Origin of the sequence: Streptomyces azureus, assembly GCF_001270025.1 — a bacterium.
Lineage (GTDB): Bacteria > Actinomycetota > Actinomycetes > Streptomycetales > Streptomycetaceae > Streptomyces > Streptomyces azureus.
This window is the reverse complement of sequence record NZ_DF968216.1, coordinates 107,795-129,927: the sequence shown is the minus strand read 5'-3', so window position 1 is coordinate 129,927 and position 22,133 is coordinate 107,795. Positions and strand designations below refer to the sequence as shown.

The following is a 22,133-nucleotide window of genomic DNA, read 5'->3' as shown; positions in this document are numbered from 1 at the left end:
GTTGTGCAGTGGGGCGATGCGGGTGGCGTCAACCAGCAGTTCCGGCTGGCCGATTCCTCGGATGGTTATGTCCGGTTGATCAACCGCAACAGTGGCAAGGCTGTCGAGGTGCAGGACGCCTCCACCGCTGACGGTGCCAAGGTCGTGCAGTTCACCGACTGGGGCGGGGCCAACCAGCAGTGGCAGCTGATCCGCGCGACAGGAGTGCCGGCACAGATGCACACCGCAGGGCGGGTCAAGGACGCCGGAAACACCGTTCAGTACAGCTGGCCCGGCGTGTACTTCGTGTCCGGCGACGTCTGGCAGAACCCGGGCACCTGGCGCCCTCGGCTCGTGGTGGTCAACCTCGGCACCAACGACTTCTCAACCGCCGTCAACCCCGGTGGACCGTGGACGGCCGACAGCCTCGCGGCCGCCTACCACGACTTCCTCCAGAAACTGCGGACGCACTACGGCGCCGCCACGACCATCGTTGCCGTCGGCACCGGCCGGTTCGCCGGCCAGGTCCAGCAGCTGGTCAAGACGCGCAACGACGCCAGGGACAGCGGGACCCGCTACTGGTTCCTCGACAGCTCGGACCTGGACTTCCTCGGCTGTCACTGGCACTACTCGGCCCACGACGACCGAGTCATCCCCGAGCGGCTCACCTCGTTCGTCGCCGGTCTGCCGATGAGCTGGTGACGGCACCGACCGCCCAGGGACTCCCAGAGGGCGCTACGGCCGGACTGCCAGCTGGACGGCGTCCTGCCCCGTTGATCGAGCAATCACTCGCAGAAGAGGACGCCTGCATGAGAAAGCCTTGGCTTCTACCCCTGATCATGCCTGTCGCTGCCGCGCTCGGGATAGCGGCGGCCGGCGTGGCCCCTGCCTCCGCCGCCTCGAACACCCCCTCGCGGGTCATGCCGTTGGGCGACTCGATCACCTGGGGTGTGGGAAGCAGTACGGGCAACGGCTACCGGGGACCGTAGTGGAACAAGCTTGCGACAGACGGCCATCCATTGGACTTCGTCGGCACGGTGCGGGGTGGTTCGATGTCCGACCCCGACAACGAAGGCCACTCCGGATACAAGATCCACCAGATCGCCGCACTCGCCGACGCCTCGCTGACCCGCTACCGGCCCAACGTCGTGACGCTGGTGATCGGCACCAACGACCTCAACGAGAGCTACCAGGTCTCCACCGCCACCGCCCGGCTGAGGTCGCTGGTCGACCAGATCACCGGCGCCGCCCCCGCCGCCACCGGCCTCGTGGCCTCCCTGGCCGTGTCCACCAGCGGCTCGGAGGAGCAGTACCGTGCCGCATACAACCAGGCCATCCCCCACATCGTGAGGGACGCACAGGCCGCGGGCAAGCGCGTCGCGTACGTGGACATGAGCAGCCTGACCACGGCCGACCTGGCCGACACCCTGCATCCCAACGACGCGGGATACCAGAAGATGGCCGACGCCTTCCACCGCGGCATCCAGGCCGCGGACGGTGCCGGCTGGCTGAGGAACCCCGCCCCCGCCCCCGCCGCCGCACGCGTGCAGTCCGGCCTCGCGGGCAAGTGCCTGGATGTCAACGGCGCCGGCACCGCCGACGGGACCGCCGTCCAGATCTGGAGCTGCGGCGACGGTGCCAACCAGCTCTGGTCCGCCTACACCGACGGCACCCTGCGCTCCATGGGGAAGTGCCTCGACGCCGCCTGGGGCACCGCCAACGGCACCAAGGTGCAGACCTGGACCTGCAACGGCGGCTCCAACCAGGTCTGGCAGCTCTACAACGGCGGCTACCGCAACCCCGCCTCCGGCCGCTGCCTCGACGTACCGGGCTCCTCCGCGGCCGACGGTACGCAGCTCCAGTTGTGGGACTGCAACGGCGGCTCCCACCAGAAGTGGACCGCTCTGACCGCCGGCTGACCCGCGCCTGGTGTTACTCCGAGCACGCTGTCGGCGTACCCCTGCCGAAGGCCATTCCCGCTGCCCACGCCTGCCTCCAGGACCTGCGGTTGACGCGCCGGCCAACGCGTCAGCCGCCTACAGGCCGTTCCCCGGCCTCACCGACCGGCGTGGCGAGGCGTGCGCGCTGAAAGTTGGCCGCCACAGCAACACAGTGGCCCCGAGGCGGCCTGCATTTCGAAGCGCTTCGACAAGGCCATTCATCGCGATGGGCCGCCAATGGACCACCACTGGAAGGCTTGTTGCGGTAGAGACCCTTGTTTCACACGAAAATGGTCCGTTAACTTTGCGCCTGGCAGTGAAGCGCTTCGACAGTCGCAGCAGGAAGGCCGTCGCCAGGACTCGTGCGTTGAACCGCCCACGATCTGGAAGGGGCCGACATGGCCAAGGAGCAAGGGACCTTCCACTGGGGAGATGAGGCCCTTCACCTCGAGATCGTCCTCGTTGACGACGGCAGCCCCCGCCTCACGCACCTCGGCCTGCCCGGCGAAGCGCAGAGGCTCCCCGGTGCCTCCCTGCCCCTGGTGGAGGTGACGGCCGCGGGTCACGGCCGCGGCTGGTCGGGCAACCACCTCGTGGGCAGCGATCTCGGCGGGCGTCTGCGCCACCGGACCCACCGCGCCACCCGCGACGGCGACTGGCGCACACTGACCGTGCACCTCCACGATCCGGAAACCGGGCTGGTCGCTGAGATGACCTACAGGTCACCGGACGGCATCCCCGTGCTCCGCAGCGAGGTGACCCTACGCAACGAAGGGCAGACCACGCTGCGCCTGGAGTCGGTCGGCTCGCTCGCGGTGGGCTGCCTCACCCCGCAGGACCCGGCGGTCATCGACGCCGCGGACCTGCTGGGGGCCGAGAACGACTGGCTCGCCGAATGCCGCTGGCAGCGACAGCCGATGCGCCTGACCACACCGTCCCTCAGCGGACGTGTGAGCTACGGGCACGGCAGAGCCGGCTTCGCCCTCAACGGACAGGGCACCTGGTCCAGTTGCGGACGCCTCCCCATGGGCGGCCTCACGGACCGGCGTTCCGGCCGCACCTTGGTGTGGCAGATCGAGCACAACGGCGGGGGCTGGCGCTGGGAGTGCGGCCAGCGGGACAAGGCGGCCTACGCGGCGCTGTTCGGACCCACCGACACCCACCACGGCTGGCGGCACCCCCTTGAACCCGGCGCCGTCTTCCGCACGGTACCCGCCGCCTTGTCCTTCAGCGCCGACGGCGGCCCCGACGCCGCGTTCGCCGCGCTGGCCCGCTACCGCCGCGCCCAGCGCCGCCCGCATGCCGACCACCAGCGCCTGCCCGTCATCTTCAACGACTACATGAACTGCCTGATGGGCGACCCCTCGACAGCGAAGCTGCTGCCGCTCATCGACGCGGCGGCCGACGCGGGCGCGGAGTACTTCGTGATCGACGCCGGCTGGTACGACGGCGACAACGGCGGCTGGTGGGACAGCGTCGGCGCCTGGGAACCCGCCGCCTCCCGGTTCCCCGGGGAGCGTGGGATCCACGAGGTGCTGGACCGCATCCGGGAACGCGGCATGGTCCCCGGCCTGTGGCTGGAGCCGGAGGTGATCGGCGTGCGCAGCCCCATGGCCGAGTCCCTGCCCGACGAGGCGTTCTTCCGCCGCGACGGTGCCCGTGTCACGGAGGCCGGCCGGCACCACCTGGACCTGCGCCACCCGGCCGCCCGGGTCCACCTGGACCAGGTCGTGGACCGCCTGGTCGGCGAGTGGGACGTCGGCTACCTCAAACTCGACCACAACATCGACCCCGGCTCCGGCACCAGCGCCCACCCCGGCGAGACCCCGGGCGCCGGCCTGCTCGGCCACAACCGGGCGCAGGTCGCCTGGCTCGACGGCGTCCTGGACCGCTACCCGCACCTGGTCGTGGAGAACTGTTCCTCCGGCGGCATGCGCTGGGACCACGCCCTGCTGTCCCGGATGCAGCTCCAGTCCACGAGCGATCAGCAGAACCACCACCTCTACGCGCCCATCGCGGCGTCCGCGCCCACCGCCGTCACCCCCGAACAGGGTGCCGTCTGGGCCTACCCCCAGCCGGAGGGCTCCCTCGACGAGGTTGCCTTCACCATGGCGGGCGCGCTCCTCGGCCGGATCCATCTCTCCGGCCGCATTCCCGAACTCGAGCCGGAGGCCCGTGCCCTGGTCCACGAGGCGGTAGCGGCGTACAAGACCATCCGCGCCGATCTGCCGCACGCCGTGCCGTCCTGGCCACTGGGCCTTCCTGCCTGGGACGATCCCTCGATCGCCCTGGCCCTGCGCACTCCCGCCACCACCTGCCTCACCGCCTGGCGCCGCCCCGGAACCGACGCCACGGCGACGCTTCGCCTGCCCCACCTGCGGGACACCGCCGCCCGTGTCGACCTGCTCTACCCCTCGGTCAGGCGGGCCGTTTCCGCCTGGATGCCCGACACGGCCGAGCTGAGCCTGACCCTGCCCACCGCGCCGTCCGCCGTCCTGCTCCGCATCACCGCCACGGACCCCGGCGCTCCCTGAACCACCCCACGCCCGCATCAAGAATCGACGAGAGGACCTATCGGGTGCCCCCTCTGCGCCAGCCGGACGGACGCTTCGCCAACCCCGTGAACCCCGTGATCCCCGGCTTCCACCCCGACCCCAGCGTCTGCCGCGTCGGCGGCGACTACTACCTGGCCTGCTCCAGCTTCGAGTACTTCCCCGGGGTGCCCCTCTTCCACAGCCGTGACCTGGTGCACTGGACGCAGGTCGGCAACGCCCTGGACCGGCCGGACCAACTGCGTCTGCCCGCCTCCATGCCGTCCTCCGGCGGGATCTACGCCCCCACCCTGCGCCACCACGACGGCCGCTTCTGGCTGATCGTCACCAACTGCAGCGAGGGCGGCGGCAACCTGATCGTCACGGCCACCGACCCCGCCGGACCGTGGTCGGACCCCATCTGGGCGCCGGGTGTCCCCGGCATCGATCCGGACCTGGTCTGGGACGAGGACGGCACCTGCTGGTGCACGGTCGCCGGGGTCTCGCAGGTCCGTCTCGACCCGTCCACTGGGCAGACGTACGGAACACCGCACAGGCTCTGGTCCGGCGGGCCCGGCGCCAAGGCCCCGGAAGCGCCGCACCTGTACCGGATCGGCGACTACTGGTACCTGCTCATCGCCGAGGGCGGCACCGAGCGCGGCCACGGCGTCTCGATCGCCCGCGGCCGTACGCCCGCCGGCCCGTTCGAGCCGTGCCCGGCCAACCCGATCCTCACCCATCGCGGCACCGACCACCCCGTCCAGAACACCGGCCACGCCGACCTGGTCCAAGGCCCCGACGGCTCCTGGTGGATGGTGCTGCTCGGCGTCCGACCGGGCGGCGGCACGCCGGGCTGGCATGTGCTCGGCCGGGAGACCTTCCTGGCGCCCGTGACCTGGGTGGACGACTGGCCGGTCGTCGGCGAGGTCGCCCTGGAGCTGCCCGAGCTCCCCTGGCCGCTCTCCCCCACCCCTGTCGAGGAGCACCGGGACGACTTCGAGCAGGCCGAACTGCGACCGTCCTGGATCTCGCTGCGCGACCGGCCCGCCGAACACTGCACCACCAAGGAGCGCCCCGGATGGCTGACGCTCCGCGCGCGGGGCGGCTCCCTGGACGAGCCCGACGTGGTGTTCACCGGCCGGCGCCAGCAGCATCTGTCGTGCCGGGCGCGCACTCTGGTCGATGCCGCGGAAGGAAGCGGTGGCCTCGCCGTCCGGCTCGACGAGCGGCACCACTACGCGATCGAGGTGTCCGGCACGCGGGTGCGGGTGGTCGCGCGCGTCGGCTCCCTGCGCACGGTCGTGGCCGAACAGTCCGTGCCCGCCGGGCCGGTTGTCCTCGCCGTCACGACCACGGAACCGCCGTCTCCGCACGGGCCGTGCACGGGACCCGACGTCGTGTCCCTCGGCTTCGAGCAGCCCGACGGCACGTTCACCGAGCTCGCGACCCTCGACGGCCGCTACCTGTCGACCGAGGTCGCCGGCGGCTTCACGGGCCGGGTCATCGGCATGTACGCAATGGCAGGCACCGCCCACTTCGACTGGTTCGACTACGAGCCCCTCGACGGCTGAACCAGGCCCCCTCCCACTGCTCGACCGAAAGGCATGACACATGAAGGACATACGGAGACCCGCGCACCACCGCAGCCGCGGCCCCGGACGCCTGGCCGGCCTGCTGATGGCGCTGCTCGTCGTCCTGGGACTGTCCGGCAGCACCGCGATCGCCGCGCCCGGCGGCACGGCACAGCAGGCAGCCGGCACGGTCAGAGTCCCGGCCCGTGCCATGGACGCCGTCGCCTCGATGCAGCCCAGCTGGAATCTGGGCAACACCCTGGACGCGATTCCGGACGAGACGTCCTGGGGCAACCCCAAGGCCACCAGGGAGCTGTTCAAGACCATCCGGGCGGAGGGCTTCCGCAGCGTTCGCATCCCGGTGACCTGGAGCGACCATCAGTCCGCCACCGCGCCGTACACCGTCGACGCCGCGTACATGAGCCGCGTCAAGCAGGTGGTCGGCTGGGCGCTCGCCGAGAAGCTCTACGTCGTGCTCAACGTCCACCACGACTCGTGGCAGTGGATCGACGATATGCCCGCCGACCACGACGGAGTACTGGCCCGCTTCAACTCCACCTGGACCCAGATCTCCAAGGCGCTCCGCGACGAGCCGCGCGCCCTGATCCTCGAGAGCGTCAACGAGCCGGTCTTCGAGAAGGCCACGGCCGAACAGAAGACCAAACTCCTGCGGGAGCTGAACACCTCCTTCCACAAGATCGTCCGTTCCTCGGGCGGCGGGAACACCGACCGCCTTCTCATGATGTCCACGGAGGGGGGCACGCCCTCCCAGAACCTCATGGACGACCTGTACACCACGATCAAGTCGCTGAACGACCGCAATCTGATCGCCACCGTGCACTACTACAGCTGGTACCCGTTCAGCGTGAACATCGCGGGCGGCACCCACTACGACGACGCCGCCCAGAACGACCTCAACGACGCTTTCGCCCGCATGCGCGACACCTTCGTCGCCCGGGGCATCCCCGTCTACCTCGGTGAGTACGGCCTGCTCGGCTGGCCCGACCACAACCATCCCTCCCGTGTCGAGCGGGGCGAGGCGCTGAAGTACTACGAGCACCTTGGACACGCGGCGCGCCTCGCCGGAGTCACCACCGCGCTGTGGGACCCCGGAGTTTGGGCCTACCTGAACCGGGAGACCCACAAGTGGACGGACCCCGCCCTCTTCGCCTGGATCAAGTCCAGCTGGACAACCCGCTCGGGAACCGCCTCCTTCGACAAGGTCTTCGTGGCGAAGTCGAGCCCGATCACGGCCAAGGGGCTCACCCTGAATCTGAACGGCACCAAGTTCCGGGGCCTGTGGCACGGCAAGACCAAGCTCGTCGAGGGACGGGACTACACCCTCTTCGACAAGACGCGGCTCACCCTCACCGCCCGCACGCTGACCCGGCTGACGGGCGACCGCGAGTACGGGGTCAACGCGACGCTCCAGGCCCGGTTCTCCCGCGGCCTGCCCTGGAAGATCGACGTGGTCACCTACGACACTCCGGTGCTGTCGAACGCCACGGGCACACCCGAGGCGTTCGCCATTCCCACGAAGTACCAGGGTGACCTGCTGGCCACCATGGAGGCCACGTACGCCGACGGCAGCAACGCCGGCCAGACCAGCTGGACTCCGTACCAGGAGTTCAACATGGCCTTCTCGCCGGACTACCCGAAGGGCACGATCATCCTGAAGCCCGCGTTCCTGAAGGCACTACGTGACGGCGAATCGGCGACGCTGACCTTCCACTTCTACAGTGGCGCCAAACTGAAGTACAAGGTCACGAAGTCCGGGGACTCAGTCACCGGTACTGCTGTCAAGGAATCCTGACCGACCGGCCCCTCGCCCTGGTTGCCCACCTCCCGGGCAACCAGGGCGCAGGCGTCCCTGCACGCCGCCTCACTCGATGTTCACCTCGGCGCATCGCCACCGCCTACACGCAGGGCCTGTGCGGCGAGCACCCGACGTACTGGCGCGCCGCCCGGTACTCAAGCACTGGCTGCCCGCGGCGCAGACCGTCCACCTCGACGGCGAGCCGTCCGTCCCCCCGGCCGGTCACGGTGGGCGGCCTGGGCGCGGTGGACTTCCACGACCAGAGCTGCACGGAGATCGTGAACCGCGCCAAGAGGTCGGGGGGCTCCGTCGCCCCTGTGTCCGGCCGGAGGGGCGAGCTGATGATCCGTGACTGCGACTTCGGAAAGGGGGCTGCCCGGATCACAGTGGAGACCGCGGGTGAGGGCACGGTCGAACTCGCGTTGGGTGACGGTCCGGTATGGCAGTGCTCACGCTTTCGCCGGGTACGGCCGGGCCCTACGACTACACCATGGTGAGCGCCCCCGTTGTCGTGGCGGCCGGTGTGCACGACGTCCGCCTCGGTCTGCGTGGCCCGGTGCGGCTCGCGCGGGTCGCCTTCTCCGTCTGAGGTCCGCATCGACCCCGTGTGCGCGGGAGTCGCTGCGCTGGAGTCCGGCACCGGAAGGCTTCGGTGCCGGACTCGGCTTCCTCATGTCTGTGTTCGGCATGGCCTTCGTCCGGAGACGGCACCGGGCTCGTTGTCGACCTGTCGGCCTGTTGCCGGTCCCGCGAAGGGGGATGTCACCGCTCCTCAGCGGCAGACTCGGGTGCAGCAGCGAGGACGCGGACGTCCCAGGCACCGAGCCGCACGGGCGTACCGGCCGGGACCACGCCGCCGTCCAGGGCGTCCGTCAGGTCCACCGGGGCCTGGGCGCTGGCCGGCTCCCAGCTCCAGTTGTGGACGACATGGACGCGCCGGCCGTCGGGGGCGTTGCCGGTGGCGACGGTGACCGAGTCCGGCAGGCCCTGCCAGCCGCTGCACGGGGAGGGCGCGAACCACGCGGCGAGCGCGCGGGCCAGGTCGCGGCCGGGCACGGTGCCCACGCACGTGACGCGGCCCGCGCCGTGGCGGCGGGTGGTGACGGCGGGCCAGCGCCCGAAGTGCGGGTGGTCGTACTCGGCCAGGACGTCGGCGTCCTCGACGGCCAGGCCCTCCACCCAACGGGTGGCCACCGCGTCGGCGGGCAGCTGGAGCGGGCTGTCCGGTGTGGTGCGCAGCGGCAGGTCGGCGTGCAGGTTGCTGAACTCGTCGTACCGGACGCCCGCGGCCCGAACCAGTCGCGCCGGCGTCACCTCGTGGCGTGCCCGCGCCTCATGGTCGCCGCAGCCGGTGCGGGGACCGAGCACGAGATGGCCGCCCGCCTCCGCGTAGGCGCCGAGCCAGTCGAGCATCCCGTCGTCCGCCACGTACAGCGCGGGAGCGATGAGCACGGGGTGCAGGTCGGCCGCCGACTCCGGTGCCAGTCCTGGGCGTTCGCCGCGCGGGTCGTGCAACTGACGGGCGTGCAGGATCCGTACCTGGCGCCCCGCCTCGAACGCGCCCCGGTAGAACGGCTCGAAGATGCCCTCGTACGCACCCGCGTCCGGACCGCCGTCGGGGCCGGCGAGCGGCGGGTACTTGCGCATCAGCCACTTGCTCGGCGCCGAGTACACCATCGCGATGTCCGCGTCCGGTGCGATCCCTGCGACCAGGTCCCCGGCCCGCTCGAACTCGCCGCCCAGTCGGGCGAGCTCGCGGTACACACGCCCCGGTCGTCCGCTGTGCGGGAGGATCCCGCCCCAGTACGTCTCGGCACCGAAGTGCAGCGTGTGCCAGTGCCAGTACTCGATCAGGCGGGCCCCGCGCGCGACCAGCGCCCACGCGGCCTGCCGCCACTGCCCGTCGAATGCGGGCCGGTTGTCCGACGTCCCGCCGATCGCCTGGGCGTTGGTCTCCGTGATCAGGAACGGCTCCTGGCGCGAGGAGTAGATGCGGTCGGCGCTCTGGTACAGCGCCCATGCCCCGTACGCCATCCATTGCCTCGGCAGCTTCTCGTGCGGCGGCTCCGGCATGGTGAGGCTGTCCTGCATGTCGTAGTACGGGTTGCCCGCGGTGACGTCCAGGCTGTCAGTGAGTTCGTCGTCCTCCAGGCCGGGAGAGCCGTAGGCGAGGCACGTGGTCACGAACTGGCCGGGCCTCGCGTACTCACGCACGATGCCGGCCTGCCAGGCGATGAACTCGGTGGTCTGCCGGGCCTGGAACGCCCGCCAAGCCAGGTCGTACTGCGGCTGTGCGTTGCCCTCCGGCTTCCACAGGTCGGCCCAGGTGGACAGTCGGTGCGACCAGTACACCAGCCCCCACTCGCGGTTGAGGGTCTCCACATCGCCGTACCGCTGCCGCAGGTCGTCCACGAACCGCTGGAAGACACCGTGGTTGTGCGGCAGCCGCGGGCCTGGCTCGTTGTCGACCTGGAAACCGATGACCGCGGGATGGTCGGCGTAACGGGCCGTGATCGCGCGGATCACCCGCTCCGCATGGAAACGGAAGGCCGGGTGCGTGATGTCGACCTCCTGCCGGCCACCCCACGCGGCGCGTCGCCCGGTGGCGTCCTCGGCGGCGATCTCCGGGTACTGCCGGGCCAGCCACGGCGGCACCGCGTAGGTGGGAGTTCCGAGGACGACGGAGATGCCGCGCTCGTGAGCACCGTCGAGAACGGGTTGCAGCCAGTCGAGTTCGAACCGGCCGTTCTCCGGTTCCCAGGTGGACCAGACCGACTCGCCGACGCGGATGACGGTGAACTTCGCCTCCGCCATGAGATCGAGGTCGGTCTTGAGCCGCTCGTACGGCTGGTACTCGTGGTAATAGGCGGCGCCGAACAGGACGCGCGCGGGCAGATCAGTCATGCGAAGCCCTTGAGAGACGTATGGATCCCGGCGGCCGGGATCTGGTCGTGGATCCCGGCGGCCGGGACGGGGAGGTGATGGGTGTTGGAGGTCGAGCGGGTCACGGACGTACCGGAACTTCCAGGGCGGGCCGCTGGGGAACCGGGCCGGGGGCGCCGCGTTGATGACGTAGTCGTGATCGCCGGTCAGCCTTGTCAGTGCTCGGGCGGTGAGAGGGAACCGGTCGCCGGAGAGGGGGTCGCCCCGTCTCCGGGAGAAGCAGCCTCCCCCGAGGCTCGTCGAAGCGCTTCACCTACTGATGCAAGGTAGTGAGGAACATTTGGCGAATCAAGAGAGCTGCGGGCAAGGGATCCTTCCTTCTTGCCGAACAGTGCCATCGCACCTTAGGGAGCGGGCTGTCGAAGCGCTTCACCGAACCGGGCACTGATCACCCTGCACCGCGCGGTGGACGGAGGAAACCACCCGATGAAGTTCATCGACGGCTACTGGCCCCGGACTCCCCCGCGTCGCCCGGCGTCATGACGGCCGTCCACGGCGAAGGCCCTCTCCATGGACGGCGACAAGAATCCACGCGTGTTCAGCCACGTCATACCCGAGCCCCGGTCGAGGAGCTCGACGGATGGGCCCCCGCACGAGGCGCTGCCCGCCCGTGGCCGTCGGGACTCACGGCGGCCACGGGCATCCCTCGCGCTCGGCAGGCCCACCTGTCACTTCAGTGGACTCCCCGCGGCGGAGCAGGGGTGTCACGTGCGGGTCCACCGCTGACTGGTCTGGCCGTTACAGGTCCACAGGACCATCGGTGTTCCGTTGGCGGTGCCGGCCCGGTCGGCGTCGAGGCACAGCCCGGCGTGGACGTTGCGGACCGACCCGTCGGAGCCGAGGGTCCACTTCTGGTTGTTCTGGCCGTTGCAGGGCCAGGTGACGACACGGGTGCCGTTGGTGGTGCCCTGGTTGGAGGCGTCCAGGCACTTGTCACCGAAGACGCGGATCTCGCCGCCGGCCCACGCGGTCCACAGCTGGTTGGCGGCCGTGTGGCAGTCCCAGATCAATACCGTCGCCCCGGCTGCGGTGGAGGAGTTGTCCACATCCAGGCAGCGGCCGGACGCGTTGCCGCGCAGCCGCGAGGTGGTGGCGGCCAGCGGGCTGCCCCCGCTCACCCGGAACACGGCCACACCGTGCGCGGGGACGCTCGCCGAGATCTGCCCGGACGTGCTCGACGTGCCGCCGGTCCACAGGTCGGTGAGGGTGAACGACCCGCCGAACAGGCCGACTTGCGCGGCCGTGGTGGTGACCGTCGCCGTACCGCCTCCCCGGTTGAACAGGCCCACCGCGACCGAGCCGTCGGACAGGGCCTTGGCGAACACCTCGGTGCTGCCGTCGTCACGCACCCTGCGCCCGCCCGCTCCCAGCGGGTCCTGGTTCACCGCCAGCAGACGCGGGTTGCGCAGGATCGCGCTCACGTCGGCGGACATGGTGCGGATGTCGTTGCCGGCCATGAGCGGGGCACCCAGCAGCGCCCACAGCGCGAAGTGCGAGCGGGACTCGGTCAGTGAAAGACCGGGACGGCCGACGACCAGCATGTCGGGGTCGTTCCAGTGCCCCGGGCCCGCCTGCGCCGCCAGCGGCGCGGTGACGTCCAGGACGTTGCCGACGCCCATCGGATAGCTGTTGGTGTTGCCGTTCTGCCAGATGTCGAGCAGGTCCTCGGTCGTCCGCCACAGGTCGGCGACCTCGCCCCAGTTGTATGTGGCGCCGGTGGGGGGGTGCAGGCTGTTGGGGTTGATGCTGTAGACGATCGGCCGCCCGGTGGCGCGCAGGGCGTCGCGCATGAGCCTGAACCGCGCGACCTGCTCGTCGCGGGTGCCGCTGGGAGAGCACCAGTCGTACTTGAGGTAGTCGACGCCCCATGAGGCGAACGTGGCGGCGTCCTGCGCCTCGTGCCCCTTGCTGCCCGTGGAGCCCGGGTAGCTGCCCACGGCCTGCGCGCAGGTGCGCTCCCCCGGTGCCTGGTAGATGCCGAACTTCAGGCCCTTGCTGTGGATGTAGTCCCCGAGCGCCTTCATCCCGCTGGGGAACTTGGCCGGATTGGCCCGCAGGTTGCCAGCCGCGTCGCGCTGCGGGTCGAACCAGCAGTCGTCGACCACCACGTACCGGTAGCCGGCGTCCCGCATGCCCGACGACACCATCGCGTCGGCGGCCTGACGTACCTGGGCCTCGGTGATCCCACATCCGAAGCTGTTCCAGCTGTTCCACCCCAACGGTGGGGTGAGCGCCGGGCTGCCGGGTGCGGCCGAGGCGGCGGAGTGAGCGGAGGCCGTCACGGACGCGGTGACCGTCAGCGCGGCGGCCGCGAGGAGGTGGAGCAGTCGTCTGCCTGATCGTCTGGGCACCGTGGGCTCCTCTCGGCAGGCCGACACAAGACAGCGGATGACTGATGCGCTACCGCCAACTCATGTCATGCACATGCCAGATGTCGATCGTTGGAAATTTCGATCCACTTTCGGATGGCCGACCTCACGGATATTAGGGGGCTTCCCACGCCTGTCAACTCCGCCAGTCGCTCAAAATTTTCATCACACCGCCCGCACGGGCACGCAAGGCAGCGAAACCTTTCGGTGATCCTGACGAATCATGCGAGACGTATTGACGGGAGCTCTCAACCACCTACCATCCAGAATGCTCACCAGTCGTTCACTGTTCGTAATAACGAACGACCGTGAAACCCACCCTCCGAAGCGCATCACCCGCAGAGGGAGCGACACATGGATATGTCATGCTCGCGTCAACCTGTGGGCCGCCGCCGGGCGCTGGCCGCCGGCACCGGCCTGGTCACCGGTGCCTTCCTGCCTATTACCGGAGCCTCCAGGACCGCCGCGGCCGCTCCCGCCCGGGAGTCGCCCCTCGCGGCCGCCCCGGCGTACACGAACCCGGTCATCTGGCAGGACTTCGCGGACATCGACGTCATCCGCGTCGGCGGCACCTACTACGCATCGGCCTCGACGATGCACTACTCGCCGGGCGCGCCCGTCCTGCGTTCGTACGACCTGGTGAACTGGGAGATCGCCGGCCACTCGGTGCCGACCCTCGACTTCGGCGCCAAGTACGACCTGAACGGCGGCCGGGGCTACGTCCGGGGCATCTGGGCATCGTCGCTGGCCTACCGTCCGAGCAACAGGACCTTCTACTGGCTCGGCCAGATCGACTTCGCCAGGACGTACGTCTACACCGCCACCGCCGTCGAAGGGCCCTGGAGCAGGCTCACGACGATCAGCACGCCGTACTACGACGCGGGGCTGCTCGTGGACAGCGACGACACCCTGTACGTGGCGTACGGCAACACCACCATCAGCGTGGCCCAGCTCTCGCGCGACGGCCGCAGCCAGGTCCGCACGCAGCAGGTGTTCACCACACCGTCGAGTGTCGGCACGCTGGAAGGGGCTCGCTTCTACAAGATCAACGGGCAGTACTACATCTTCCTGACCCGCCCCGCGAACGGGCAGTACATCCTGAAGTCGTCGAGCGGCCCGTTCGGTCCGTACACGATGCGGCAGGTGCTCCTCGACCTGCGCGGGCCGATCCCCGGCGGTGGCGTCCCGCACCAGGGCGGGCTGGCGCGGACGCAGAGCGGCGCCTGGTACTACATGGCCTTCGTCGACGCGTACCCCGGCGGCCGGATGCCCGCCCTGGCGCCCGTCACCTGGACCCCGGACGGCTGGCCCGTCGTGCAACTCGTCAACGGAGCGTGGGGCACCTCGTATCCCAGCCCGGCCGTGCCCACTCCACCCCGCCAGGTCACCCCCATGACCGGCGTCGACACCTTCGACGGCACGACCCTCAAACCGAGGTGGGAGTGGAACCACAACCCGGACAACACCAAGTGGTCGGTCGACAACGGACTGACCCTACGGACGGCGACGGTCACCAACGACCTGTACTGGGCCCGAAACACGCTCACCCACCGCATCCAGGGTCCCGCCTCCACGGCCACGGTCGATCTCGACTTCTCGGCGATGCGGGACGGCGACCGGGCCGGACTCGCGCTGCTGCGTGACTCCTCAGCCTGGATCGGGGTCAAACGCGACGGCGGCGCGACGCGGGTGGTGATGGTCAACGGGCTGACCATGGACGGCAACTGGAACACCACCGGCACCGGCACCGAGGTCGCGAGCGCCCCGGTTCCCGGCGGCCGCATCCGGCTGCGCGCGAGCGCGGACATCCGTCCCGGAACGTCCCGCCCCGGCACCTTTTCCTACAGCACCGACGGCACCGCCTTCACCCGCCTCGGGCCCGCCTTCTCCATGGGCAACGACTGGCGGTTCTTCATGGGCTACCGATTCGCCCTCTTCAACCACGCCACGCAGGCGCTCGGCGGCGCGGTCCGCGTCACGCGGTTCGAACTGTCCACGCCCTGAACGACGGCTGGATCGCACCACTCAACCCCCCAACCCGAGGAGAACCATGAACCCGCTGAAACGGCTCGGCCGTCGCCGAGCCTGCGTCTTAGGCCTGCTGGCCACGGCCGCGCTCGTGACGCCCGGCACCGCGACCGGCGCACCCGACGGCGTCCAGGCCAGCACGCTGGGCGCCCAAGCGGCCCAGTCCGGACGGTACTTCGGAACAGCCGTGGCCGCCGGACGGCTCGGCGACGGCACGTACACCCGCATCCTGGACCGCGAGTTCAACTCGGTCACACCCGAGAACGAAATGAAGTGGGACGCGACCGAGCGGTCCCGCGGACAGTTCACCTTCGGCGCCGCCGACCAGATCGTGAACCGCGCGGCGACCCGCGGTCAGCGCGTGCGGGGCCACACGCTGGTGTGGCACTCCCAGCTGCCCGACTGGGTCAAGGCCATCAGGGACGCGAACACGCTGCGCAGCGTGATGAACAACCACATCACCACCGTGGCGAACCGCTACAAGGGCCGGATCCACTCCTGGGACGTGGTCAACGAGGCCTTCGCCGACGGCGGCAGCGGCCAGCTGCGCAGCTCGGTCTTCCGGGACGTGCTGGGCAACGGCTTCATCGAGCAGGCGTTCCGCACCGCCCGGTCGGCCGACCCGGCGGCCAAGCTCTGCTACAACGACTACAACATCGAGAACTGGAGCGACGCCAAGACCCAGGGCGTCTACCGCATGGTGCGCGACTTCAAGGCGCGCGGCGTGCCCATCGACTGCGTGGGCCTCCAGGCCCACTTCGGCGCCGGCGGCCCGCCCGCCAGTTTCCAGACGACGCTGTCGAGCTTCGCCGCCCTCGGCGTGGACGTCCAGATCACCGAACTCGACATCGCGCAGGCGCCGCCGTCTGCGTACGCCAACGCGGTGCGGGCCTGTATGAGCGTGACGCGATGCACCGGCATCACCGTGTGGGGCATCCGCGACAGCGACTCCTGGCGCAGTGGGGAGAACCCCCTGCTGTTCGACCGCAATGGCAACAAGAAGCCGGCCTACGCGTCGACGCTCACCGCAATGGGCGGCACTCCCGCAGCGCAGAAACCCGACAACGACACTCCCGCGGCGCAGCAGGCCGACACCCGTTCGGCCCGGTCCGCCGCCGCGCTGCCGTCCCGGTTCTCCTGGAACTCCAGCGGCCCGCTGATCTCGCCGAAGTCGGACGCCACCCACAACATCGCCGGGATCAAGGATCCGACGGTCGTCCAGTACAACGGGAAGTACCACGTGTTCGCCAGTACCGCGAGCTCCTCCGGATACAACCTGGTGTACCTGAACTTCAGTGACTGGTCGCAGGCCGGCTCGGCCACGCACCACTATCTGGACCGCAGCGCCATCGGGAAGGGGTACCGGGCCGCGCCGCAGGTCTTCTACTACGCGCCGCAACGCCTGTGGTACCTCGTGTACCAGACCGGCAACGCGTCCTACTCCACCAACCCCGACATCAGCAACCCCAACGGGTGGAGCGCACCGCGCAACTTCTACTCGTCGATGCCGGACATCATCAGGCAGAACATCGGCAATGGCCACTGGGTCGACATGTGGGTGATCTGCGACAGCGCCAACTGCTACCTGTTCTCCTCCGACGACAACGGACACCTGTACCGCTCCCGAACGACCGTCGGCCAGTTCCCGAACGGCTTCACCAACACCGTCATCGCGGCGCAGGACTCCAAGTTCGCCCTGTTCGAAGCGAGCAACGTGTACAAGGTGCAGGGCTCCAACCAGTACCTGCTCCTGGTCGAGGCCATCGGATCGGACGGCCGGCGCTACTTCCGCTCCTGGACGACGAGCAACCTCGCCGGTTCCTGGACGCAACTGGCCGCATCCGAGAGCAACCCCTTCGCCAGGTCGAACAACGTCACCTTCCCCTCGGGAGCCTGGACCAGGGACATCAGCCACGGTGAGATGATCCGTGCCGGCTACGACCAGACACTGACCATCCCAGCCTGCCGGCTTCAGTACCTCTACCAAGGCATGAACCCCAGCGCGGGCGGCGACTACAACCTCCTCCCCTGGCGGCTGGGCCTGCTCACCCAGACCAACTCCACCTGCTGACAGCGTGGGCCCCGCCGCTCGTGCGGGGCCCACGCCCACATTGCTCGTGCCGGTCAGGGCGATGGCGCTCGGCGCTGGAGGCGCTTTCCATGCTCGTCAGTTCAGGCCCGTCAGGCGCTTGAGCGGGTGACCAGGCGCGTGGGAAGGATCAACGGGGTGGGGTCGTGTCCGTTGATGAGCGTGACGAGCATGCGCGCCATCTCCCGGCCGAGAGCCGTTACGGGCTGATGGACGGTGGTGAGGGGCGGATCGGCGACCTGGGCGACGGTCAGGTCGTCGAAGCCCACCACGGCGACGTCGGCGGGGACCGCCCGGCCGGCCGCACGCAGCGTGCGCAACGCCCCGGCTGCCATGTTGTCGTTGGCGGCGAACACCCCGTCCAAGTCGGGGTGGTTCGTCAGCAGAACGGCCATGGCGGCGGCTCCGCTGGGCTCGGTGAAGTCCCCCTCCTGCGGCGGCAGCGGATCGAGGCCGGCCGCCAACAAGGCGTCCTGGTAGCCGCGGTACCGGGCGCGCCCGGCCTCGGTGTCCAGGCGCCCGCAGATCGCAGCCACGCGGGTCCGGCCGCGCGAAACCAGGTACTCGGTCGCCTCGCGCGCTCCGCCGACGTTGTCCACGTCCACGTACCACCGGGCAGCCGAACCGACCGGGCGCCCTCCGAACACGACAGGCATCTCCGCCTCCTCGGCCATGCCGGCCAGCGGGTCGTCCTCGCGCAGCGCCATCAGCATGACGCCGTCGGCAGCCCTGGACCGGAAGAGCTCCTCCACCCGCTTGCGACCCCGGTCGGAAGCGGCCAGGCACAGCATCAGATGCAGATCGGCCTCGTCCAAAGCGGTCGAGGCCCCCACGATCACCTGGGCGAAGAACGGATCCGCGAAGATCGACGGATCCTCTCCCGAGACGACCAGGGCGGCCGCTCCCGTCTGACGGGTGGCCAGAGCACGGGCGGTCGGATTGGGCACATAACCGAGTTGCCGGACAGCCCGTTCGACCGCCTCCCGTTTGGCACGGCTGACATGGGGAGCGTTGTTGAGGGCACGGGAGGCCACGGAGCGGGAGACACCGGCGCGTTCGGCCACCTCATCGAGCGTCGGCTGCCGACGCGGCGCATTTGCTGCCATGAACCACGAGCCTTCCCTCACGACCGGACGGGAAGCGTCTCACCCCGGACCATGGCACTGCCACCCTTCCCCAATGTGGGACCGCTTCCAGTTTGTGGTCATGGGATGTGAGCTCGGCATACGAATCGCGTCGCACATCGGCCCTTGACACCTCAACCAGCCCGCAACACGATACGGAGCACGCCTCCGACGATTTTCCAGTGCTGTTGGGATCGCTTCCAGTGGGAGCGCTCCCAAAATCAGGTCGCAACACCGCTTTTGCTCAGGTCGCACGCTCGGACCAGAGCGTGCGACGCACCCCCGCCAGGAAATCGAGGTTCAGTCATGCGCCGCAGACTCCACGCCTTGGCCACAGCGCTCCTCGCTCTGCCGCTCGTGCTCGCCGCCGCACCGTCCGCCCACGCCGCTGACCCGACCACCATGACCAGTGGGTTCTACGTGGACCCCGACTCCAGTGCGAAGAGGTGGGCCGTCGCCAACCCCGGCGACGGCCGAGCCGCCGCCATCAACGCCTCCATCGCCAACACCCCGATGGCCCGCTGGTTCGGCTCCTGGAGCGGCACCATCGGCACCGCCACGGGGGCCTACGCGGGAGCGGCGGACCGCGTCGACAAGCTGCCCCTCCTCGTCGCCTACAACATCTACAACCGCGACTACTGCGGCGGGCACTCCGCGGGCGGCGCCGCCTCGCCGTCCGCCTACGCCGACTGGATCGCCCAGTTCGCCGGCGGGATCGCCGACCGTCCTGCCGTCGTCATCCTCGAACCGGACTCCCTCGGGGATTACGGCTGCATGACCCAGGCGCAGATCGACGAACGCGAGGGCATGCTCACCGGCGCCCTCGCCCAGTTCAGCCGTCGGGCCCCCAACACCTGGGTCTACATGGACGCCGGCAATCCGCGCTGGGCCGACGCGGCGACCATGGCCCGGCGCCTCCACGAAGCCGGCCTCCGACAGGCCCACGGCTTCTCGCTCAACATCTCCAACTACATCACCACCGCCGAGAACACCGCCTACGGCAACGCCGTCAACCGTGAACTGAGCTCCCGCTACGGCTACACCAAGCCGTTCGTCGTGGACACCAGCCGCAACGGCAACGGCTCCAACGGCCAGTGGTGCAACCCCTCAGGCCGCCGCATCGGCACCCCCACCCAGCTGGGCGGAGGCGCCGAGATGCTCTTGTGGATCAAGGTTCCGGGTGAGTCCGACGGCAACTGCGGCGTCGGAGGCGGCTCCTCGGCCGGGCAGTTCCTCCCCGAGGTCGCCTACAAGATGATCTATGGCTACTGATCCCGGACTCCCGTGGCCTGGTACGCCCTGCCCCACGACCGGGCCACGGCTCCGTCCGCCACACCGGCCGAGTCCGCCGCTCGCCGTCTCGCGCACAGGCGGTCGGCAGTCGGCAGTCGGCCGGACCGTGGGCGTTCCCGCGTCCACCCTAAGAAGTACCGCGAGCTGTTTCCCGAATTCGACCGCGAGCTGTTCCCCGAAAGGGACGACAAGCCCTACACCGACCAGCTCTCCGAAGTGGCGAGGACGGGCGAGCCCGCGCGTCTCAACCGTATTCCGCCCGCTCGGCAGCAACTACGCCAACGCCTGGGCCACCAGCATGTGGCCCGTCCGGGATGCCGAAAGCAGGGTCCGCGCGGTCGCCAACTGGGGATTCGACATGAGCGCCGAGTACTGGGCGCGGCAACGCCTGCTCATCCTCAACAAGGCCAGCGGCGGCATCGGCCGGACACTCGACGTGATCGGCACCGCCCGGGAACTGGCCAGGGCCCCGGTGCCGGGATTCGCCGGCCTCGTCAGCGTGGATCTCTTCGACGAGGTGCTGCGCGGAGAGGAACCCCCCTCCGCGTCCGCGTTCACCCCCGGCGAGACCATCGCGCTCAGGCGTGCCGCCCAGCACAGCGCGAAGGAGGACACCGACCGGGCTGCCGGGCCCGCGATGCCGGTCAGCCACACTCCCGGTTCCGTCGCCGCCCGCTGCATGGCCACCGGCAGGTCCACGGTCGAGCTCGCTGCCGAGCCCGGGCAGGGCGGCGAATGGGCCTTCGGGCCCGGGCTCGCCGCCGACCCGGCCCACTGGCCACCGGGCAACCCGTTGATCGACGGGTCCCTCGCCGCGGACGGACTGACCGGCCGGATCACCGTGCCGCTCCGGGCCCGCGGCGCGCTGCTCGGCGTCGTGGCCTTCTCCCGCACCGACCGGCCCGAGGCCTTCACCGCCGACGACCTGATCCTCGCCGAAGAGCTGACCGCCAAGGCAGCCGTCGCCATCGACAACGCCCGCCGGTACTCGCGCGAACGCACAACCGCGCTGACCCTGCAACGCAGCCTGCTGCCGCAGGGGCTGCCCAACCAGGAGGCGGTCGAGGTGGCATCCCGCTACCTGCCCGATGGAACCGGCGCCGAAGTGGGCGGTGACTGGTTCGACGTCATTCCGCTGTCCGGCGCCCGGGGCGCCCTGGTCGTCGGCGATGTCGTCGGCCACGGCCTGCACGCCTCGGCCAGCATGGGCCGGCTGCGCACGGCGATCCGCACCCTCGCCGACGTCGACCTGCCACCGGACGAGCTGCTGACCCACCTGGACGACCTGGTCCTCCACCTCGCCAGCGACCTCCGGCCCACCGACCACTTCCAGCCGGCCGGCGAGTCCGGGGCCACCTGCCTGTACTACGACCCCGTCTCCCGGCGCTTCACGCTGGCGAGCGCCGGCCATCCCCTGCCCCAGATCATCTCCGCGGACGGCACCAGGGCACCGGTACCCGCACAGCCGGGACCGCCGCTCGGTATCGGTGGGCTGCCTTTCGAAGCCACCGAGCTCGAGCTGCCCGAGGCCAGCCTGCTCGCCCTCTACACCGACGGACTGGTGCAAAGCCGCAAGCGCGACGTCGACCAGAGGATCGCCGAACTGCAGCGGATCGTGAACCACTCGGCCACCTCACTGGAGGCCCTGTGCGACACGGTGATGGACGCCATGCTCCCCGAACGCCGCACCGACGACGCCGCCCTGCTGCTCGCTCGCACTCACGCGCTGGATCCCCACCACATCGCCGACTGGGACGTCGAACCCGACCCCGCGCAGGTGCCGAACGCCAGGAAGTTCGCCGTCGACCAGGTGGACGCCTGGGGCCTGAATGAGGCGGCCTTCGTCACCGAACTGGTCGTCAGCGAGCTGGTCACCAACGCCATCAGATACGGCGAGCCGCCGATCAGGCTGCGACTGATTCGCGATACCTCCCTGATCTGCGAGGTCTCCGACGCCAGCAACACCGCCCCGCACCTACGCCGGGCCCGAGCCTTCGGCGAGGGCGGCCGGGGACTGTTGCTCGTCGCCCAGCTCACCCAGGGGTGGGGCACCCGGCACGCCACCAGCGGCAAGGTGATCTGGTGCGCGCAGGCCCTCTCCTAACCTGAGCCGCGCTTGGTTCCACGCCGCGCGAGGCGTCGCCGGCCTCGCAGGCCGGGCACGGTGGCGAGGGAGGCCGGAGTCGGTGTCGGCACGGTCTGCCACCGGAAGAGAACCGGGCACGGCTCGTCTGCGCCCTGATCGAGGAAAACGAGATCCGCTTCCAGGAGGAGTTCGCCGGGCACGCGGACGAACCGCCGCGGGAGCGGCTGCGCGCCTTACTGCACGGCATGGCGGACCTACTGGAGGAACAGCGGGCACTGTTGCTGATCGCGGAGGCCAGCGCCCCGGGCGCCCGCTACTTCTCTCGCCCCTACCGCACACACCATGAGCAACTCACCTCCGTGGT

At 69.9% G+C, this 22,133-nt stretch carries 11 protein-coding genes and 2 pseudogenes; 10 read left to right on the top strand and 3 right to left on the bottom strand.

Annotated elements, in window-relative coordinates:
• From AOQ53_RS40430 to AOQ53_RS44465, 6 genes and pseudogenes are all read left to right on the top strand, one after another.
• Nucleotides 1-681, top strand: a 681-nt coding sequence (locus AOQ53_RS40430; RefSeq protein WP_174523233.1) for an RICIN domain-containing protein, incomplete at its 5' end; no start/stop codon positions are given.
• 107 nt (nucleotides 682-788) lie between these two features.
• Nucleotides 789-1,898, top strand: a pseudogene (locus AOQ53_RS06085) (ricin-type beta-trefoil lectin domain protein).
• A gap of 419 nt (nucleotides 1,899-2,317) precedes the next feature.
• Complete coding sequence (locus tag AOQ53_RS06080; protein ID WP_059415640.1) at nucleotides 2,318-4,453, top strand: alpha-galactosidase; 2,136 nt, start codon at nucleotides 2,318-2,320, stop codon at nucleotides 4,451-4,453.
• A 44-nt stretch (nucleotides 4,454-4,497) separates the two neighbouring features.
• On the top strand, nucleotides 4,498-6,021 hold the full coding sequence (locus tag AOQ53_RS06075; RefSeq protein WP_078945175.1) for a glycoside hydrolase family 43 protein: 1,524 nt from the start codon (nucleotides 4,498-4,500) through the stop codon (nucleotides 6,019-6,021).
• Nucleotides 6,022-6,061: 40 nt separating this feature from the next.
• Nucleotides 6,062-7,834, top strand: coding sequence for a cellulase family glycosylhydrolase (locus AOQ53_RS06070; protein ID WP_059415638.1), 1,773 nt, complete (start codon nucleotides 6,062-6,064; stop codon nucleotides 7,832-7,834).
• 442 nt (nucleotides 7,835-8,276) lie between these two features.
• Nucleotides 8,277-8,426 (top strand): carbohydrate-binding protein, encoded by a 150-nt coding sequence (locus AOQ53_RS44465; RefSeq protein ID WP_167745686.1) that lies wholly within the window; start codon nucleotides 8,277-8,279, stop codon nucleotides 8,424-8,426.
• Nucleotides 8,427-8,599: 173 nt separating this feature from the next.
• Here the strand turns inward: AOQ53_RS44465 and AOQ53_RS06060 are convergent, their stop codons facing one another.
• Nucleotides 8,600-10,741 (bottom strand): beta-galactosidase, encoded by a 2,142-nt coding sequence (locus AOQ53_RS06060; RefSeq protein ID WP_059415633.1) that lies wholly within the window; start codon nucleotides 10,739-10,741, stop codon nucleotides 8,600-8,602.
• A 743-nt stretch (nucleotides 10,742-11,484) separates the two neighbouring features.
• Nucleotides 11,485-13,131, bottom strand: coding sequence for a glycoside hydrolase family 27 protein (locus AOQ53_RS06055; protein WP_059415631.1), 1,647 nt, complete (start codon nucleotides 13,129-13,131; stop codon nucleotides 11,485-11,487).
• A gap of 378 nt (nucleotides 13,132-13,509) precedes the next feature.
• Here AOQ53_RS06055 and AOQ53_RS06050 point away from each other — a divergent pair, with 378 nt between their 5' ends.
• Both AOQ53_RS06050 and AOQ53_RS06045 read left to right on the top strand, forming a co-directional pair.
• Nucleotides 13,510-15,153, top strand: a complete 1,644-nt coding sequence (locus AOQ53_RS06050) for a glycoside hydrolase family 43 protein (protein ID WP_174523235.1) — start codon at nucleotides 13,510-13,512, stop codon at nucleotides 15,151-15,153.
• A gap of 46 nt (nucleotides 15,154-15,199) precedes the next feature.
• Nucleotides 15,200-17,248, top strand: a complete 2,049-nt coding sequence (locus AOQ53_RS06045) for a non-reducing end alpha-L-arabinofuranosidase family hydrolase (protein WP_059415627.1) — start codon at nucleotides 15,200-15,202, stop codon at nucleotides 17,246-17,248.
• A gap of 110 nt (nucleotides 17,249-17,358) precedes the next feature.
• Here the strand turns inward: AOQ53_RS06045 and AOQ53_RS06040 are convergent, their stop codons facing one another.
• Nucleotides 17,359-18,372 carry a LacI family DNA-binding transcriptional regulator gene (locus AOQ53_RS06040; RefSeq protein ID WP_167745685.1) on the bottom strand — a complete coding sequence of 338 codons (1,014 nt, stop codon included), beginning with the start codon at nucleotides 18,370-18,372 and terminating at the stop codon, nucleotides 17,359-17,361.
• Nucleotides 18,373-18,696: 324 nt separating this feature from the next.
• Here AOQ53_RS06040 and AOQ53_RS06035 point away from each other — a divergent pair, with 324 nt between their 5' ends.
• Nucleotides 18,697-19,662 (top strand): glycoside hydrolase family 6 protein, encoded by a 966-nt coding sequence (locus tag AOQ53_RS06035; RefSeq protein WP_059415623.1) that lies wholly within the window; start codon nucleotides 18,697-18,699, stop codon nucleotides 19,660-19,662.
• Between the two features lie 150 nt (nucleotides 19,663-19,812).
• A pseudogene (locus AOQ53_RS06030) lies at nucleotides 19,813-21,787 on the top strand (ATP-binding SpoIIE family protein phosphatase); the annotation flags it as partial.
• Between the last annotated feature and the right edge of the window lie 346 nt (nucleotides 21,788-22,133).